The following is an 18,067-nucleotide window of genomic DNA, read 5'->3' as shown; positions in this document are numbered from 1 at the left end:
GGGGGATGGATTTAGTCGCCGTTCGCGAAGGAGAACCCGTGACCGCAGCCGATCCGCCCGACGTTCCTCGTGCCCTCTCCCGCCGTGCCGTCCTCGCGGGCGCGGGTCTCGGCACGGCCGCCGCCGTGCTCGGGCTCCCCGGGCCGGCGAACGCCGCCGCGACGCCCGTGCCGCTGGGGGCGCTGCTCGGCACCAACCACGCCGCCGGGGCCGGTCCCGGGATCGGCGCCCTGGCCGGGATGTCGTGGGATCGCGCCGACGTCCTCTGGGCCGCCGTCGAACCGGCCCAGGGGACGTACGACGACACCGCCGTCCACGCCTTCGGCGCCCGGTTCGCCGCCGCCGCGCTGAACGGCGTCACCCTGCTCCCGGTCCTGGCCTACTCCGCCCCCTGGGCCGCCCGGACGACGGCGTACGGCTGGACGCACTGGGACGTGCGGTACGAGGTCGGCGCCGCCCAGGCGAACACCGGCTCGGGCTGGTCGCGCCGGGTGACCAGGACCCGGATCAGCACCGGCGAAGTCCTCCAGGACGAGGTCGTCGTGCTGCCCAAGGACAGGACGCCGCCGGCGGACCCGGCGAGGTGGAGCGCGTTCGTCGACCACGTCGTGGGGATCCTGCGCGGCACCTACGGGGTCGAGTACTTCCAGGTGTGGAACGAGGCGTACTGGTCGGCGGGGTTCTGGTACGGCAGCCCGTACGAGTACGTCGACCAGATCCACAAGCCCGCGTCGGCGGTGATCCGCGGCCACGGCGGCAAGGTCGTCTACGGCGGCTGGCCCTCGGTGGCGGCGATCGCCCGCTTCACCGCCCTGCTGACCGAGACGAGCGCCTGGTCCAGCATCGACGTGTTCGACGTGCACTACTACAAGCCGTCCGACCTGGAGTCGCTGCGGGTCGCGTGCGTCGCCGCGCTGGGGACGTCGCTGCCGATCTGGCAGACCGAGATCGGCTACTCGACCAGCCCCGCGGCGGCCGCCCTGGTGTACCCGGGACTGCTGCACTGGGCGATCACGCGCGGCCTCGCGCAGCGGCCGGACGGCTTCAAGCTGCTCTGGTACGCCTGGCAGGCGCCCGCCTCGGCGTCCGCCGCCGACGCCGGCCGCTACCTGCGCGCAGCCGACGGGACGCCGACCTCCCACGGCGTCTGCCTCGCCACCGTCGCCGACCTCTTCGACGGCGTGGTGCCCGAGACCTACGACACCCACACCAACGACGCCGGGCTCACGACGGCCCGGGACTGGGCCGCCGGTTCCGTCGAAGGGTTCCTGGTCGGCGGCAGCAGGATCGTCATCGCCGTCCACACCCCGGCCGGCTGGGCGGGCACGCACGTGACCTTCACCCTGGCCTCGCCGCCGCCGACGGCCGTCGCGGTACGCGTGGACCTGACCGGTCAGCGCACGCCGCTGGTCCTCACCGGCGACACGGTCACCGTGCCGCTGGCCGACGCGCCGGGGTCGGCCGCCGCCGCCTACAACGCCGCTTCCAGCATCCGCACCTGCTATCTCGAGGTCTCCTTGTGACAATCTCCCGCCGTACCTTCCTGCGCGGCGTCGGCGTCTCCGCCACCGCCGCCGTGCTCCCCGCCGTCACCGCCCAGTGGGCGGCCGCCGACCCGCGCTCCGCCCTGCTGACCCGCGAACAGCTGACGGCGCTGCTCGGACGGGGCGCGCACCTCCCGCTCGTGAGGCTCGCCGCGGCGGGGGACCTCGGCGGCGCGTTCTGCGCCCGCCTGCCGAGCCGCGACGACCAGGTGTCCATCACGGGGTGGGCCGGCGCGGACGACCTGTCGGCCGACCTCGCGCTCGGCTACGACGCCGAACGTCTGTACGTCGCCGCGACGGTGACCGACGACGTCCACCACCCGATCGGCGGCACCAACCAGTGGCAGGGCGACGGGCTCCAGATCGCCTTCGGCGACAGCGGCGGCGGATACGGCCCGGAGTACGGCCTCGCGCTGCTGGACGGCGGCCCCGAGGTCTACCGGTTCAGCGACGGCCCGGTCACCTCGCCGGTCGGCGACGTCACGCTGACCGCTCGGCGCGAGGGGACGAAGACGCACTACCTGGCGGCATTCCCGTGGGCCTCGACCGGCGTCGACGCCCCGGCTCCCGGCGGCTCGGTGCTGTTCAACGCGATCGTCAACGACAACGACGGCGCGCACCGGCGGGGCTGGATCCAGTGGCGTCCCGGCATCGCCACCGGCAAGTCCGCGCAGGAGTTCGTGCGGCTGGCGGCCCTGCCCGAGTCGGGCGCGTGCCAGGCCTGGATCACCCTCGACGAGGACGAGGTCGAGGCGGGGTCCACGATCGAGGCGGCGATCTACGTCCTGAACTGGGACGACGCAGACCGCCGCGTCGAGGTGACCGGCCCGGACGGCGCCGCGACCCCCGCGACGATCCCGGCTCGCACCACCCTGCGGCTCACGATCCCGATCACCGCGACGACCGCGGGCGAGCTCGCGATCACCGCCTCGGTCAAGGACCTGACCGGCGGCGCGACCACCGATCTGGCGGCGACCGGCCGGGTCACGATGTCGGCGGAGGCGATCGCGCGGGACCTCGCCGGGATCGCCGCATCCGTCAGGACGGCCGGGGACCTGCTGGCACAGTGCGAGGACCGGGGGATCCCCACTCACTACGAACGCGTCGACGCGACCACCTTGGAGAAGTTCACCGGCTACACCCGCGACGACGTCACGGCAGGTCAGAGGTGGCGCGCCACCTACAACACGGTCACCATGACGGCGATGGCCGACCACCTCCTCACCCGCCTGCGCTCCCTGGCCGCCGGGAAGGCGCGGGGGACGCGGGTGCCGCGCTACGTCACCGGGCCGATCGGCCGCGACGACTGGATGTTCACCGGCACGGTCTCCGACGGCACGACGACCAGGAAGGGCAGACCGGTCGTGTTCAGCGGCCCGATGGGATGGGCCGAGGTGGTCGCCGACATCCCCAGGCTGGCCGATCTCGGCTTCAACGCCTGCGCCCTGGAGATGGGGCCGCAGAGCGCGATCGTCCCGCCGGACGCGATCCCGGGCTGGGGCACGACGGGCGTCGGCGACGCGGCGGTGACCTTCGCCCGCGACGCGTCGGTCTCGCACGGCTCCGCCGCGTCCCTGCGCGTGTCGTTCGCCGGTCCGAGGAGGCCGAACAACTACCGCCAGTTCTCCCAGCTGCTGACCGTGGAGCCGGGGGCCGCCTACCGGGTCCGCGCGTGGATCAAGGGGCAGGACGTCACCCTTCGCGCGGTGTCGATCCCCACCGCCACCTGGGCCACCCGCTACTACCCGCCGGAGGGCAGCTACGACTGGCAGCAGGTCGAGTTCGCCCTCACCCCCGGCAACGTGTCGTCCTACCGCTTCTCGATCATCTGCGAGGGCCAGGTCGGGGCGCTGTGGATCGACGACGTGACCATCACGCGCGCCGACGGGACGGGTCCGGAGAACATCGCGGGCAACGGCGGGTTCGACGAAGCGGTGACGGTCGCGGCGAGCGGCGAGTACGCGGTGTCGCCGTACGAGATCGACCGGGGCCCGGTCCGCTGGCTCGCGGCGGCGGCCGAGGCGAACGTCGCCCTGAGCCTGCTGCTGGCGCCGCAGTACTTCCCGGCCTTCCTGACGGCCAGGCACCCCGAGCTCAAGCTGGCCGAGGGATACGACGTGCACCACCCGCTGGCGCGGGAGGTGATCGAGGCGTTCCTGCGTGCGATCATCCCCAGGATCGCGAAGTCGCCGGCGCTGCACAGCCTGATCCTCAGCAACGAGCCGCGCTACGTCGACACGGCGAGCCCGTCGACCAGGCGCGGCTGGGCGCGCTTCCTCACCGCGGAGTACCGCGACATCGCCGAGCTCAACAAGGTGTACGGCACCGCCCACCGGACCTTCGACGAGGTGCCCGCCCCCGGCGTGCGGGCGGTCGAGCCGACCGTGCGGTGTCACGACTGGATCACCTTCAACACCAGGGCGTTCGCCGCGTGGCACGCGTGGATGGCCGAGGTGGTCCACGACATCGCCCCGGACGTCCCGGTGCACTCCAAGATGGTGGGCAGCACCCTGAAGGACCGCAACTACCTGTTGTGGGGCCCCGATCCCGAGCAGTGGGCCACCTTCTCCCAGCTGTCGGGCAACGACGCGTCGAACTACCCGGGACAGGGCGCCGACGGCTTCCTGGGCAAGTTCGCGTTCTACGACCTCCAGGCCGGCATCGCGCGGACCCCGGTGTTCGACTCCGAGGACCACGTGATCCCCGACCGCAGCACGTCGTACTCGAAGGTGGAGGCGGCCCACGTCGCGGCGGACCTGTGGCAGGGCGCCCTGCACGGCCGTTCCGCCACCGCCTTCTGGGTGTGGGCGCGGACCACCGAGGCGGCGTCCACGCTGGCGGGCAGCATGCTGCACCGGCCGGACGTGATCGCCGCGGCCGGCCGGACCAGCCTGGACCTGAACCGGTTCGCCGCCGAGGTGGCCCTGCTGCAGGGCGCCGGGGCCGGGGTCGGCATCCTGTACTCGCGCACCTCGTCGGTGTACTCCGCGCAGCACCTGGCCGCGGTGCGCGAGGTGTACAAGGCCCTAACCATGAACGGGGTCCCCGTGCACTTCGTCACCGAGTCCGGCCTGTCCGGGCGGCAGGCCGCCGAGGGGGTGAAGACGGTGATCGCACCCGGGGTGACGCATCTGCCGTCCGCCTGCCTGCCAGGGCTGCGGGACCTGGCCGGCAAGGCCCGGCTCGTCGTCGCGGGCGCCGACGCCCTGACGCGCGACGAGCGGAACCAGGCCCTTCCGGCCGGTGAGCGCGCGCAGGTGCTCAGGAAGGCGACCGTCCTGCAGGCCGACGGCCCGGCCGGCATCGGGGCCGCCGTCCTCGGCCTGGCACGGCGGCTCCGGCTCGACGTGGTGACGCTGGAGCGGACGTCCGGCGGCCCGCCCGTGGACGTCGAGTGGCGGCCGGTGCACGACGGCAGGCGCTGGCTGGTCGGCGTGACGAACTACGGCAAGCGGCCGGAAGTGGTGACGATCAGGCTCCACGGCCGCGGGCCGCGCGAGCTCCAGGACCTGCTCACCGGGGAACGACTCGACCGGTCGCGGACGGAGCTGGCCCCGCTGACGCCGCGCCTTCTGACGCTCCGGTGAAGCCGTTTTTTATTCCACCCATCGGACTAAAGGAAACCAACGTGTTGTGGACCGTGAAGTCGCCCGAGGGCGCGGTCGAGCTCGACGTCTCACTGGACGACCAGGGCCGGCTCTTCTACGACGTGCGGCGGCGCGGCGTCGTACTGCTGCGGCGGTCCAGGCTCGGCGTCGAGCGGCGGGACGCGTCGTTCCACGACGGGCTCACCCTGGTCGCCGAACCCGTGGCCGAGGTGCGGGAGGACGGTCACGTCGCGGCGCACGGCAAGCGCGCCGTGCTGCGCGAGCGGTCCACGGCGGCGACGCTGTCGGTGCGCGGACGCAACGGCGCGCGCCTCGACCTCGACCTCCGCGTCCTGGACGACGCCGTCGCCTTCCGCTACCGCTTCCCCGAGGGCTCCGGCACGGCCACGGTCACCAGGGAGCTGACGACCTTCGCGTTCGCGGCGGAAGGGCGGGCCTGGGCGCAGCCGACCTCGCCCTCCGACGGCGGCGGACCCGCCCACGAGAACCTCTACACCAACGGCGTGCCCATCGGCACCCCGACCGGCGCGCGCTCGTACGACCTGCCGGCCACGTTCGAGGTGAACGGGCAGTGGCTGCTCCTCTCCGAGGCCGGGCTCGACGAGACCTTCCACGGCACCCGGCTGGCCCCCGTCCCGGCCGGCCGGGAGTACGGCGTGCTGGGCCCCGACCCGGACGAGGGCCTCGGGCACGGCGACGCCCTGGCCACCTCGGCGTTGCCGTGGACGCTCCCGTGGCGGTTCGTCGCCATCGCGGACACCGCGGCCGGGCTGATCGGGTCCACGACCGTGTGGCACCTGGCCGAGCCCGCCGCGATCAACGACACCTCGTGGATCAGGCCGGGACGCGTGTCGTGGAGCTGGTGGTCGGAGAACGCCAGCCCGCGCGACCTGGCCGCGCTGCGGCGCTTCGTGGACCTGGCGGGCGAGATGGGCTGGGAGTACTCGCTCGTCGACGCGAACTGGACGGTCCACACCGAGCAGGAGATCCGCGACCTGGTCCGCTACGCCACGGAACGGGACGTGCGCCTGTTCCTCTGGTACAACTCCGCCGGGCCGAACAACGACTCGACCGAGGGGCCGCGCGACCTCATGCACCTGCCCGAGACGCGGCGGGCGGAGCTGGCCAGGATCGCGGGCTGGGGGATCGCCGGGATCAAGGTCGACTTCTTCCACTCCGACAAGCAGGCCGGGATCGCGCACTACCTCGGCATCCTGCGGGACGCGGCCGAGGCCGGGCTGATGGTCAACTTCCACGGCAGCACCATCCCGCGCGGCTGGGAGCGGACGTGGCCGCACCTGATGACGCTGGAGGCCGTGCGCGGGGCCGAGTGGTACCTGTTCGGGCCGGCGTTCGCGGAGGAGGCCGTGTGGCACAACACCGTGCTCCCGTTCACCCGCAACGTGATCGGCCCGATGGACTACACGCCGGTGACCTTCGGCGACGCGCTGCGGCCCCGCAGGACCACGGCGGCCCACGAGCTGGCGCTCGCGGTGGTCTACGAGTCGGGGCTGCTGCACTTCGCGGACTCGCCCGAGTCCTACCGGGCGCAGCCGGCGGAGGTGCGCGAGGTGCTGCGGGCCGTGCCGGCCGCCTGGGACGACACGGTCGGGCTGGCGGGGGAGCCGGGCGACCACGTCGTGCTGGCCCGCCGTACGGGAGGGACCTGGTGGCTGGCGGGCATCAACGGCCCGGTCGCGCGCCCGGCGGCCACCCTCGGCCTCGGGCGCCTCGGGCCGCTGAGCGGCACCTGGCGCCTGGTCGGCGACGGCGCGGACCGCGACGCGGTGGCGGTCTCCGACGTCGCGGCGGACGAGGCGTTCCGGCTGCCCGCCATGCCCCCGGGCGGCGGCTTCGTCGCCCGCCTGCTCCCGCGGTAGGGCTCAAGGCGGACGAGAAGCGTCCGCCTGCTCCCCGGGCGGGACCTAGGGGCGGGCCGAGAAGCGTTCGTCGAGGATCAGGCAGGCGGCGCCGATCGCGGCGACGTCGGCGCCCAGCGCGGTCCCCATGACGCCGAGATCGTGGATCTCGCGCATCACGAACCGCTCGGCCACCGCCGACCTGAGCAGCGGCAGGTAGTGGTGTGCGGCCGGCGCCCACGCGGGCCCGCCGCACACCACGAGCTCGGTGTCGAGCAGGTTGCCGATGGTGAGGATCGCGCGGGCGAGCCGCCGCCCGGACCGGCGCAGGATCTCCACCGCCCGCGCGTCGCCGTCGTCGGCCGCCCGGCACAGCGCGCCGAGCCGCCGGACCGCCTGGACGAGCTGACCGTCCTCCGGCGTGGCGGGCAGGACGCCCGCCGCGACGGCCTCCTGGATGAGGAACAGCGGCGAGCAGGCGGTGCCCAGGCAGCCGCGCTGCCCGCACTCGCAGGGCGGCCCGTCGGCGTCGACGATCAGGTGCCCGATGTCGCCGGCGTTGCTGGACCGGCCGCGTACGACGATGTCGCCGCTGACCAGCCCCACCCCGACGCCGGTGCCCAGGTAGAGGAAGACGAAGTCGCTGTTGCCCGTCGCGCCGCCGGCCCAGCGCTCGGCCACCGCGGCGGCGGTGACGTCCTTGTCGAGCACGATGGGCAGCCCGGTCGCCCGGTGCAGCCGGTCGACGAGCTCGACGCGGTGCCAGCCGGGCAGATGCGGCGGATCGACCATGGCCCCGCCCGCGATGTCGAGCGGGCCGGGCGCCGCGATGCCGAGGCCGAGCACCCGGTCGCGCTCGACGCCGGATCCGGCGAGCAGGACGTCGAGGGCCGCGGCCATGCCGGTCATGATGGCGTCGGCGTCCTGGGGGCTGGCGGTCTGCCTGCTGAAGTGGGCCACGAGGTTGCCGCCGAGGTCGAGCAGCACGTACGTGATCGTGGCCGGGTCGATGTGCACGCCGAGCGCGTAGCGGCTGGCAGGGACCAGCTCAAGGGTGCGGCGCGGCCGGCCGAACCCGGTCGTGGACGTGCCGGTCTCCGCGATGAGCCCCTGGTCGAGCAGCCGCTGGCAGACGTCCGACACGGTCTGTGCGGCGAGGCCCGTCTCGACGACCAGCTCCGCGCGCGAGCTCCCGGTCCGCGCCCGCCTGATCGCGTCGAGGACGACCGAGTCGTTGAAGTCCGCGACGTGTTCGAGATTGGAGCCGCGCCGGAGCCCGGAGGATCGGGCCGGCGGCCCGCCCTCGCGTCTGGCTGCCTTCCCGGCCGTGGTCGACTCCCGCCTGGCTGCTGCCACTGCTCCCCGTTCCCCTCGCCGTCGTCGCGCTCTGCGCCTACCTTAGCCAACCCGTCGTTGACTTATTCAAGACGTCGGAAATATTGTAGATCCGCGTTGCTCGATTCGACCAAGAAAGTCGGCAATCATGATGCAGATCGCACACACCGCCGATGTCACCGTGGTCGGCGGCGGCCTCGCCGGTGTCACGGCCGCCGTGAGCGCCGCCCGCAACGGCGCGAAAGTGGCCCTGATCAACAACAGGGGAGTGCTGGGCGGCAACTCCAGCAGCGAGATCCGGGTGTGGGTGGTGGGCGCCACCGCGCACGGCGCGCAGAAGTTCGCCCGCGAGACCGGCCTGATGGGCGAGCTGTTCGCGGAGAACCAGTGGCGCAACCCGGAGGGCAACCCGATCCTGTGGGACCACGTCGTGCTCGACCTGGTACGCGCCGAGCCCAACATCACCCTCTTCCTCAACACCGAGGTCCGCGAGGTCGAGGCGGGCGGCGAGGAGGAGGACCGGGTGATCCGCTCGGTCACCGGCTGGCAGTCCGGCTCGGAGAAGCTGATCACGTTCGAGTCGCCGATCTTCCTCGACTGCACGGGGGACGGCCTGGTCGGCCTGCTCGCCGGCGCCAGGTTCGCCACCGGCCGGGAGGACCGCAGCGTGTACGGCGAGGATTGGGCCCCCGACGTCGCCGACGACAACATGCTCGGCAGCACGATCCTCTTCTACACCAAGGACACCGGCCGCCCGGTCCGTTTCGTCCCGCCGGGCATCACCAAGGACGTCGAGGCGTTCGACCTGCCGCTGCGCCGCCACATCGACCCCGGCATGAACGGCTGCGACTACTGGTGGATCGAGTGGGGCGGCGAGCTCGACGCGGTCGCCGACAACGAGCGCATCCGCGACGAGCTGTGGGGCATCGTCTTCGGCATCTGGCACCACATCAAGAACTCCGGCCGCTTCGACGCCGACAACCTGACGCTGGAGTGGGTGGGCAGCCTGCCGGGCAAGCGCGAGTACCGCCGCTTCCTCGGCGACCACGTCCTGACCCAGCAGGACATCGTCGGCCAGACCCGCTTCCTTGACTCGGTCGGCTTCGGCGGCTGGTCCATCGACCTGCACCCGCCGGGCGGCATCTACGCCGCCGACAGCCCCTCCAAGCACCTGTTCGGCCCCGGCCTGTACGACATCCCGTTCCGCTGCCTGTACTCCGCCAACGTCCGCAACCTGATGCTGGCGGGCCGCGACATCTCGGCCAGCCACGTCGCCTTCGGCAGCACTCGCGTGATGGCCACCTGCGCCGTCGTGGGCGAGGCCGCGGGCGCGGGGGCCGCGCTCGCCGTGCGCAGGGGCGTGACGCCGCGCGAGATCGCGACCTCGCACCTGGGCGAGCTGCAGTCGATGCTCCTGCGGCAGGACGCCTCCCTGTTGGGCGTGCCCTGGCAGGACCCGTCCGACCTGGCGCTCAAGGCCGCGGTGACGGCGTCGTCCACGCTCACCCGCCTGGCGGGTGACGGAGACGGCGAGCCGGAACCGCTCCCGATCGGCGAGGCCGACTTCGGGCTGCTGCTGCCCGCCGACCCGCGGATCGACGTCGTGCGGATCGGCGTCGACGCCGCCCGCGCCACCACCGCGACGGTCGAGCTGTGGGGCACGGGCGGCGGGCTGAACCACATCCCCGTGGAACCGCTCGCCCGGCGCGAGGTCCGGGTGGAGGCCGGGCGCGGCCGGCTGGAGGCCCGCTTCGACGACGTGCCCTTCGACGGGGGCGAGGTGGTCGTGGTCGTCCGGCGGAACGCCGACCTCGCCGTCCTGGTCGGCGCGGGTCGCCCGCCGTACGGCGTCCTCGGGCTGCTCAGCAGGGAACCGGCGCTCGACACCGGCAAGCCGCAGAGCAACGCGTGGTCGGCCTTCGAGCTGCGCAGGCGCACGCCGCGGTTCGAGGTCGAGCCCGCGACCGCCGCCTACCGGCCCGAGCAGGTCGCGGGCGGGCTAGCCAGGCCTTACGACGGGCCCAACCTGTGGGTCTCCGAAGGCGGCGGCGAGCAGCACGTCGAGCTGCGCTGGAGCGAGGAGCGGGTGATCGGCCGGGTGGAGCTGATCTTCAACGACGACGTCGACGAGGACCTGATCAACCTGCATCACCATCGCACGCCGTACCTCGTCATGCCGGAACTGGTGAAGGACTACCGGATCGAGGTGGCGCGTACGGGCGGCTGGGAGACGGCCGTGTCCGTCACCGGCAACCGCATGCGCCGCCGGGTCCATGTGCTTGATCCCGCCACGCGGGCGGGCGCCCTGCGGGTCGTCGTCACGGCGACCAACGGCGACGAGCGAGCCATGATCGTCGCCGTGCGGGTCTTCGAAACCTGACTTTGGAGAGAGTGCATCGTGCATGACAACCGTTCGATCGTCGAGGGACGGCTGGCGCGTTTCGTCCAGCAGTTCCTGCCCGGCGCCCTCTACCGGGAACGACGGCCCCTCACCGTGGAGGCGTGGAACGTGCCGGGCGAGCCGGTGCCCGCGCAGGCGGCGTTCGCGGCCGGCTACGAGCCGGTCACGCTGCCGCACCGGTGGGGCGACCCGTGGGGCACGACCTGGTTCCACGTGACCGGCCGGACGCCGGAGGAGATTCCCCCGGGCACCCGGCTGGAGATCGTCGTCGACCTGGGCTTCTCCGGGCCGCGTCCCGGGTTCCAGGCCGAAGGGCTCGGCTACCTGCCCGACGGCACGCTCATCAAGGCCGTGGCGCCGCGCAGCTCCCACCTGCCGTGGGACCCGGCCGAGCCGTACGTCGACCTGTACGTCGAGGCGGCGGCGAACCCGGAACTCGCCGGCGAGAACACCTACGAGCCGACGACGCTGGGCGACCGGGCGACGGCGGGCGGCGGGCCGTTGTACACCGCCAGAGCGTTCGACGTGGCGCTGCTGGACATCGGGGTGTGGGAGCTGGCGCAGGACATCTGGACGCTGGACGGGCTGATGCGCGAGCTGAGCCCCGACTCGGCGCGCCGGTGGGAGATCCTGCGGGCGCTGGAGCGGATGCTCGACGCCGTCGACCCCGCCGCCGTGTCGGCGACCGCGGCGGCGGGACGCGCGGCGCTGGCCGGCGTGCTGGCCAGCCCGGCCGCGGCCAGCAGCCACCGGATCGTCGCCGTCGGGCACGCCCACATCGACACGGCCTGGCTGTGGCCGGTGCGCGAGACGATCCGCAAGTGCGCGCGCACGTTCGCCAGCGCGGTGACGCTCATGGACGAGCACCCCGAGTACCGCTTCGCCTGCTCCTCCGCCCAGCAGCTGGCCTGGGTGAAGCAGCACTATCCGGCGCTGTTCGAGCGCATCAGGAAGAAGGTGGCCGCCGGGCAGTTCATCCCGGTCGGCGGCATGTGGGTCGAACCCGACATCAACATGCCCGGCGGCGAGTCGCTGGCCCGCCAGTTCCTGTACGGCAAGCAGTTCTTCCTGCAGGAGTTCGGCGTGGACACGCTGGAGGCCTGGGTGCCGGACACCTTCGGCTACTCGGCCGCGCTGCCGCAGATCATCGCCGCCTCGGGCAGCCGCTGGTTCCTCACCCAGAAGATCTCCTGGAACCAGGTCAACCAGATCCCGCACAGCACCTTCCTGTGGGAGGGCATCGACGGCACTCGGATCTTCACCCACTTCCCGCCCGCCGACACCTACATCTCCGAGCTGTCCGGCGCCGAGCTCGCCCACGCCGCGCGCAGCTACAAGGAGAAGGGCGTGGCCGGGACCTCGCTCGTGCCGTTCGGCTGGGGCGACGGCGGCGGCGGCCCGACCCGCGAGATGCTCGCCGCCGCCGAGCGGCTCAGGTCTCTGGAAGGCTCGCCGGCGGTGGCGATCGACTCGCCCCAGGCCTTCTTCGAACGCGCCGAGGCCGAGTACGAGAACCCGCCGGTGTGGTCGGGCGAGCTCTATCTCGAACTGCACCGCGGGACCCTGACCAGCCAGCACCTGACCAAGCAGGGCAACCGCCGCAACGAGCACCTGCTGCGCGAGGCCGAGCTGTGGGCCGCGACCGCCGCCGTCCGCGAGGGCGCCGCCTACCCCTACGACGAGCTGACCGACAGCTGGCACACCGTGCTGCTGCAGCAGTTCCACGACGTGCTGCCGGGCACCTCGATCGCCTGGGTGCACGACGAGGTCGAGCAGAACAACGCCGACCTGCTGGAGCGGCTGGACCGGGTGATCGACGAGAGCGTGCGCGTCCTCGTCGGTGACGGCGACCTGGAGCTCGCCACGGACGGGCTCGGCATCCGTGAGCGCGCCACGCACCCGGCGGGCGTCTCCCTCACCGCGGAGGACGCCGGGTTCGTGCTCGACAACGGGCTCGTCCGGGCCGTGATCGACCGCCGGGGCCACCTGGTGTCGCTGCGCGACGCCGGGACCGGCCGCGAGGCGATCGCGCCGGGCGCGGCGGGCCACCGCCTGGTGCTGCACCGCGACATCCCCAACGAGTGGGACGCCTGGGACATCGACGAGCACTACCGGCGCGTCGCCCGCGACGTCGACGAGGTCGAGAGCCTGGAGACCGGCGACGGGGAGGTCGTCGTGACCCGCCGCTTCGGCGACTCGACGATCAGGCAGACGTTGCGGCTGCGCCCGGGATCGGCCGCGCTCGACCTGGTCGCCGAGGTCGACTGGCACGAGCGCCACGCCCTGCTCAAGCTCGTCTTCCCGCTGGACGTGCACGCCGACAGGTTCGCCGCCGAGACCCAGTTCGGCCACGTGTACCGGCCCACGCACACCAACACCTCCTGGGACGCCGCCCGCTTCGAGGTGTGCGCGCACCGCTGGATCCACGTCGGCGAGCCCGGGTACGGCGTGGCCATCGCCAACGAGTCGACGTACGGGCACGACGTGGTGCGCGACACCCGCCAGGACGGCGGCACGACCACGACCGTCGGCCTGTCCATGCTGCGCGGGCCGATGTTCCCCGACCCCGGATCCGACCTGGGCAGGCACACGCTCGCCTACTCGATCAGGCCGAACGCCGGCATCCGCGAGGCCGTCGCCGAGGGGTACCGCGCGAACGTGCCGGCGCGTGCCGTGCGCGGGGGGCGTGAGGTCGAGCCGCTGGTGCGGGTCTCGCACCCGGCCGTGATCGTGGAGGCGGTCAAGCTCGCCGAGGACCGCAGCGGCGACGTGATCGTGCGCCTGTACGAGTCGGAGGGGACCAGGGCTCCCGTGCGCGTCGAGGGGGTCGGGGCCGCCCGCTTCGTGGACCTGGTCGAACGCGACGTCGAGCCGCCCGCGGACGCGCGGTTCGAGCCGAGGGCCGTGTCGCTGACGCTGCGCCCGTTCCAGCTGGTCACGTTGCGCTTCACAGCAGCTGGTCGATGAACTCCAGCAGGGTGGCGAGGTCGCCGGCGGCCTGACCGCCCGCGGTGGTGCGGCCGACGACGAGCTTCGGCGCGAAGTCGGCCGCCGTGCCCGGCGCGATGAGGTGCCGCGCCGCCGCGTCGCCGAGCGCGGGCAGGTTGGGGTCGATGGTCGTCAGGAACCCCGACCTGCGCTGCGGCGGGTCCATCGAGAAGTGGTCGTGGCCGACCAGCGCCACGTCCTCCGGGATCCGCAGGCCGTGGGCGCGCAGGCCGACGTAGGCGCCGTAGGCGATGAAGTCGTTGGCGCAGAAGATGGCGTCGACCTCGGTGCCCGCCTCGATCAGCCGGTTGACGGCCTGCAGGCCCCACGCCTTGGACCAGTCGCCGACGATGGGCTCCACCGCCTGCCCGGCGGCCGCCAGGGTCTCCACGAACCCGCGCGTGCGCAGCTCGGCGCCCCGCTCGCTGCCCTCGCCGATGTGCGCGATCTTCGTCCTGCCGAGCGACAGCAGGTGCTCGGCGGCGATCCGCCCCGCGCCGTGGTCGTCGGGCAGGAACGAGACGTCGGCCGGGTCGTCGGACTCGCAGAAGGCGTAGGCGACGGGGCACGACAGCCGGTCGGAGACCGACGGGTAGAGGCCCGACGGCCCCGACCCGATGACCAGCACGGCGTCGACGTGACGGGCTTCGAGCGCCCGGACGAACTGGGCACGCCGCTGGTCGCTCTCGGCGGCGTCGCACACGAGCGTGGCCAGCCCGGCCGCGGCCAGCCTGCGTTCCGCGCCGCGCAGCACCATGCTGCTGAAGATCTCCGAGGCGTCCTCGATGATGATCCCGACCAGCTCGCTCCGCCCTCTGGCGAAGGACTTGGCCAGAGCGTTGGGCCGGAAGTCGAGGCGTTCCACGGCCTCGTGGATGCGCCTGCGGGTCTCCTCGGAGGCGCGTCCGGTGTTGTTGAGCACCTTCGACACCAGCGACACCGAGACGCCGGCGGCCGCGGCGACGTCCGCGAGGGTAGCGGCCTTGCGCGCCATCAGTTCCTGTCCTCCCGGTGACAACAGGTGACGTCCACGTTTCTCCGGACTCTTGACAAAGTAGCAGGATCAGCACGACCATGGCGATGGTCAACCGGTTGACCATCGCCACGAAATCCGCCGGCACGCCACTGCTGCCCGCGTGAGCCCCCAGCGGTCACGACACCGCCCGAGCTCGATCGCCACCATGCCCGCAAAGAGGGATTCGTCATGCTTTATCACAAAAACTGGCGGCTCGCCGGTATCGCGATGACCGGAATCATAGCTCTCACCGCGTGTTCGTCCGGACGTCCCGACGCCGGGACGGACCCGGACGCCAAGGTGACGATCCACGTCGGCAACATGCCCACCAAGGACAACGCCGACAATCTCGCTCTGTTCAACAAGCAGGTCACGGCCTTCCAGAAGCTCCACCCGAACGTCACCGTGGTGGGCGAGGAGACCAAGTTCGACCCGCAGACGTTCGCCGCCCTCGTCGCCGGCGGCTCGATGCCCACCACGATGCAGGTGCCGTACACCAACATCCAGCAGCTCGCCCTCAACGGCCAGGTACGCGACATCACCGACCTGGTCAAGGGCGACGCGGTGCTCTCCAGGCTCAACCCGGCCGTCGCCAAGCAGACGCAGAACGCGGAGGGCCACACCTTCGGCGTCGTCTCGGCCGCGTACACGATGGCCTTCATCTACAACCGGGCGCTGTACGAGAAGGCGGGCCTCGACCCCGACACCCCGCCGAAGACCTGGGACGAGGTGCGCGCCAACGCCAAGGCGATCAGCAGGTCGAGCGACGCGGCCGGCTTCACGATCGCGACGACGACCAACTCCGGCGGCTGGATCCTCACCACGATGGCCTACGCCAACGGCAGCATGATCCAGCAGCGCCAGGGCGACACCGTCACGTCCACGATCGACGCGGCCGGCGTGCAGGACGCGCTGACGTTCCTGCACGACGTCCGGTGGACCGACCAGGCCGCGGGCAAGAACTTCCTGCTGAGCCAGGACGACATGCGCAACTCCATCGCCGCCGGGCGGATCGGGCAGACCGTCCTCGGCGCCGACCTCTACCGCGACCTCGTCGGCAACCGCGACATGCCCGGCGACGACCTGGGCATCGCGCCGCTCCCGCAGTCGGCCGCCGGCCTTGGCACGCTGGGCGGCGGCGACATCGCCGTCGTCAGCCCCAAGGCCGCCCCGAGCGAGGCGGCCGCCGCGCTGGAGTGGGTGAAGTTCCGGTACCTGAACCGCTTCCTCGACCAGCAGGCCGCCGTCGAGTGGGCCGAGACCTCCAAGGCGGGCGGCCTGCCCGTGGGCGCACCGGAGGTGCCGCTGTTCTCACCGGAGATCTACGACCGCTACCTGACCTGGGTCTCCGGCTACGTCAACGTCAAGCGGGACCACTACCGGGCCTACTTCGACAGCCTGGGCAGACTGCCCATCCTCGGCGAGCCGCCCGTGGCCGCGCAGGAGACCTACGCGCTCCTCGACGCCGTCACCCAGCAGGTCCTCACCAAGCAGGACGCCGACATCCCGGCGGCGCTCACCCAGGCCCGGACGGACGCGCAGGCGCTGATCGATGCCGCCGCTCAGTAGGTGGACCCAGCGCGGCGGCCTCGGGAAACTCCTGTTCACCGCGCCCATGCTCATCGTGTTCGGGCTGTTCTCGTGGTGGCCGATCCTGCGCAGCCTGGTCCTCAGCTTCCAGCGCACCAACCTGGTCACCGACCCCACCTGGGTCGGGCTGCGCAACTTCAGCAGGGTGCTCGCCGACCCGCTGCTCGCCACCGCCGCCTGGAACACCGTCTGGTTCACCGCGCTGGCCCTGGTCGTCGGCTTCCCCGTGCCGGTGCTGCTCGCCGTGTTCATCGGGGAGCTGCGCCGTACGCGGACGATCGCCAGCGTGCTCGTCTACGTGCCGATCATCATCCCGCCGGTCGTGGCGGTGCTGCTGTGGAAGCAGCTGTACGACCCGAGCGAGCACGGCCTGCTCAACACCGTGGCCGGCTGGGCCGGGCTGGGACCGTTCCCCTGGCTGCAGAGCGCCGAGACGGCGATGCCCAGCATCGTCGTCCAGGCGACCTGGGCGGGCTTCGGCACGACGACGATCATCTACGTCGCCGCGCTGATGTCGGTGCCGCCCGAGCTCTACGAGGCGGCCGAGCTCGACGGCGCCGGGGTGCTGCGCCGGGTGTGGCACATCACGCTGCCCCAGCTGCGCCCGGTCATCCTGCTCATGCTGATCCTCCAGGTCATCGGCACCTTCCAGGTGTTCACCGAGCCCTACGTCATGACCGGCGGCGGGCCGGACAACAGCACGGTCACGCTGCTCATGCTGATCTTCAAGTACGCCTTCGTCGCCGGCGACTTCGGCAAGGCGACGGCCCTGAGCCTGATGCTCGCCGTCTTCCTCACCGCCCTGTCCGCGGTGTACCTGCGCGCGACGAGGGGGTGGAAGCACTCATGAACGAGCGTGGCATCCTGTCCAGCGGCGAGCGGCGCAGGCCGGCGACCCGCGTGGTGTTCACCGTGCTGATCGTGGCCGTGCTCGCCTGCCTCGCGATCGTCGCGGCCGGACCGATCCTCTGGCTGGCCAAGTCGGCGGTGTCGACCTCGCAGGACATCCTGCGCGACCCGTTCGGCTGGTGGCCGAGCGGCATCCGGTGGGACAACCTGGCCAGGGCGTGGAACGGCATGGACATCGGCCGGGCACTGGCCAACACGGTCTGGATCGCGGCCGGCAACTGGTTCTTCGGCCTGCTGGTCGCCCTGACCGGCGGCTACTCCCTCGCCATCCTGCGGCCGAGGTACGCCGGGGTCGTCTCGGCCGCGGTGATGGCCACCCTGTTCATCCCGGGAGTCGTCTCCCTGGTGTCGCTGTACCTGACCGTGATCGACGTGCCGGGCGTCGGGGCCAACCTGATCGACAGCTACTGGGCCGTGTGGCTGCCCGCCGCCGCGCACGCCTTCAACGTGCTGCTGGTGAAGAACTTCTTCGCCGAGCTGCCGAAGGAGGTCTTCGAGGCGGCCAAGGTCGACGGCGCCAACTCCTTCGAGGTGTTCCGGCGCATCGTGCTGCCGATGTCGCGGCCGATCATCGCCGTCGTCTCGCTGCTCACGCTGGTGTCGGCCTGGAAGGAGTTCCTGTGGCCGCTCCTCGTGCTGCCCTCGCCCGATCTGCAGCCGCTGTCCGTCGTCCTCTACAAGATCTCGGCCACCGCGGAGACCAGCACGCTCATCGCCGCCATGTTCATCGCCGTGATCCTGCCGCTGGTCTTCTTCCTGCTGTTCCAGAAGCAGTTCCTACGAAGCGCCGGCCGCGCCGGCGCCGTCAAGGGGTGACC

At 72.2% G+C, this 18,067-nt stretch carries 10 protein-coding genes; 8 read left to right on the top strand and 2 right to left on the bottom strand.

The genetic code is table 11. The features are described 5' to 3' along the window. Positions 1 to 38: 38 nt before the first annotated feature. From ACIBK9_RS15210 to ACIBK9_RS15200, 3 genes are read left to right on the top strand one after another with little or no spacing between them, the layout of a single operon-like run. Entirely contained in the window at positions 39 to 1,523 is a 1,485-nt protein-coding gene (locus ACIBK9_RS15210; protein ID WP_397158497.1) for a twin-arginine translocation signal domain-containing protein, read from the top strand. Continuing rightward, positions 1,520 to 5,131 (top strand): beta-galactosidase, encoded by a 3,612-nt coding sequence (locus tag ACIBK9_RS15205; RefSeq protein ID WP_397158495.1) that lies wholly within the window; start codon positions 1,520 to 1,522, stop codon positions 5,129 to 5,131. Before ACIBK9_RS15210 ends, ACIBK9_RS15205 begins: the two co-directional genes overlap by 4 nt. 41 nt (positions 5,132 to 5,172) lie before the next feature. Then, a complete protein-coding gene (locus tag ACIBK9_RS15200; protein ID WP_397158493.1) occupies positions 5,173 to 7,032 on the top strand; it encodes a glycoside hydrolase family 97 catalytic domain-containing protein in 1,860 nt (619 codons plus the stop codon). 45 nt (positions 7,033 to 7,077) lie between these two features. On the opposite strand, the gene ACIBK9_RS15195 is transcribed toward ACIBK9_RS15200, so the two are convergent. Further along, positions 7,078 to 8,367, bottom strand: a complete 1,290-nt coding sequence (locus tag ACIBK9_RS15195; RefSeq protein WP_397158491.1) for an ROK family transcriptional regulator — start codon at positions 8,365 to 8,367, stop codon at positions 7,078 to 7,080. A 127-nt stretch (positions 8,368 to 8,494) separates the two neighbouring features. Here ACIBK9_RS15195 and ACIBK9_RS15190 point away from each other — a divergent pair, with 127 nt between their 5' ends. Together ACIBK9_RS15190 and ACIBK9_RS15185 are read left to right on the top strand one after the other, a co-directional pair. After that, positions 8,495 to 10,726, top strand: coding sequence for an FAD-dependent oxidoreductase (locus ACIBK9_RS15190; protein ID WP_397158489.1), 2,232 nt, complete (start codon positions 8,495 to 8,497; stop codon positions 10,724 to 10,726). An 18-nt stretch (positions 10,727 to 10,744) separates the two neighbouring features. Continuing rightward, the gene (locus ACIBK9_RS15185) at positions 10,745 to 13,714 is read left to right on the top strand and encodes an alpha-mannosidase (RefSeq protein WP_397158487.1); all 2,970 of its coding nucleotides are present in this window, start codon (positions 10,745 to 10,747) and stop codon (positions 13,712 to 13,714) included. Here ACIBK9_RS15185 and ACIBK9_RS15180 read toward each other — a convergent pair. Continuing rightward, positions 13,695 to 14,729 (bottom strand): LacI family DNA-binding transcriptional regulator, encoded by a 1,035-nt coding sequence (locus ACIBK9_RS15180; RefSeq protein WP_397158485.1) that lies wholly within the window; start codon positions 14,727 to 14,729, stop codon positions 13,695 to 13,697. The genes ACIBK9_RS15185 and ACIBK9_RS15180 overlap by 20 nt on opposite strands. 210 nt (positions 14,730 to 14,939) lie before the next feature. Here ACIBK9_RS15180 and ACIBK9_RS15175 point away from each other — a divergent pair, with 210 nt between their 5' ends. The 3 genes from ACIBK9_RS15175 to ACIBK9_RS15165 are packed head-to-tail and all read left to right on the top strand — an operon-like array spanning position 14,940 to position 18,065. Further along, entirely contained in the window at positions 14,940 to 16,319 is a 1,380-nt protein-coding gene (locus tag ACIBK9_RS15175) for an ABC transporter substrate-binding protein (RefSeq protein ID WP_397158483.1), read from the top strand. Next, positions 16,303 to 17,190, top strand: coding sequence for a carbohydrate ABC transporter permease (locus ACIBK9_RS15170; RefSeq protein WP_397158481.1), 888 nt, complete (start codon positions 16,303 to 16,305; stop codon positions 17,188 to 17,190). Before ACIBK9_RS15175 ends, ACIBK9_RS15170 begins: the two co-directional genes overlap by 17 nt. After that, the gene (locus tag ACIBK9_RS15165; protein ID WP_397158479.1) at positions 17,187 to 18,065 is read left to right on the top strand and encodes a carbohydrate ABC transporter permease; all 879 of its coding nucleotides are present in this window, start codon (positions 17,187 to 17,189) and stop codon (positions 18,063 to 18,065) included. Before ACIBK9_RS15170 ends, ACIBK9_RS15165 begins: the two co-directional genes overlap by 4 nt. The last annotated feature ends 2 nt before the right edge of the window (positions 18,066 to 18,067 follow it).

The sequence above is a fragment of the Nonomuraea sp. NPDC050227 genome, from assembly GCF_044459705.1.
Lineage (GTDB): Bacteria > Actinomycetota > Actinomycetes > Streptosporangiales > Streptosporangiaceae > Nonomuraea.
The sequence above is the reverse complement of the archived record's forward strand: the minus strand, read 5'-3'. Positions and strand labels throughout refer to the sequence as shown.

Excerpts from the sequence above, each read along its gene's own strand:
- ACIBK9_RS15190 (WP_397158489.1), top strand. The coding sequence starts at position 8,495 with ATGATGCAGATCGCACACACCGCCGATGTCACCGTGGTCGGCGGCGGC.
- ACIBK9_RS15175 (WP_397158483.1), top strand. The coding sequence starts at position 14,940 with ATGCTTTATCACAAAAACTGGCGGCTCGCCGGTATCGCGATGACCGGA.
- ACIBK9_RS15165 (WP_397158479.1), top strand. The coding sequence starts at position 17,187 with ATGAACGAGCGTGGCATCCTGTCCAGCGGCGAGCGGCGCAGGCCGGCG.
- ACIBK9_RS15180 (WP_397158485.1), bottom strand. The coding sequence starts at position 14,729 with ATGGCGCGCAAGGCCGCTACCCTCGCGGACGTCGCCGCGGCCGCCGGC.
- ACIBK9_RS15170 (WP_397158481.1), top strand. The coding sequence starts at position 16,303 with ATGCCGCCGCTCAGTAGGTGGACCCAGCGCGGCGGCCTCGGGAAACTC.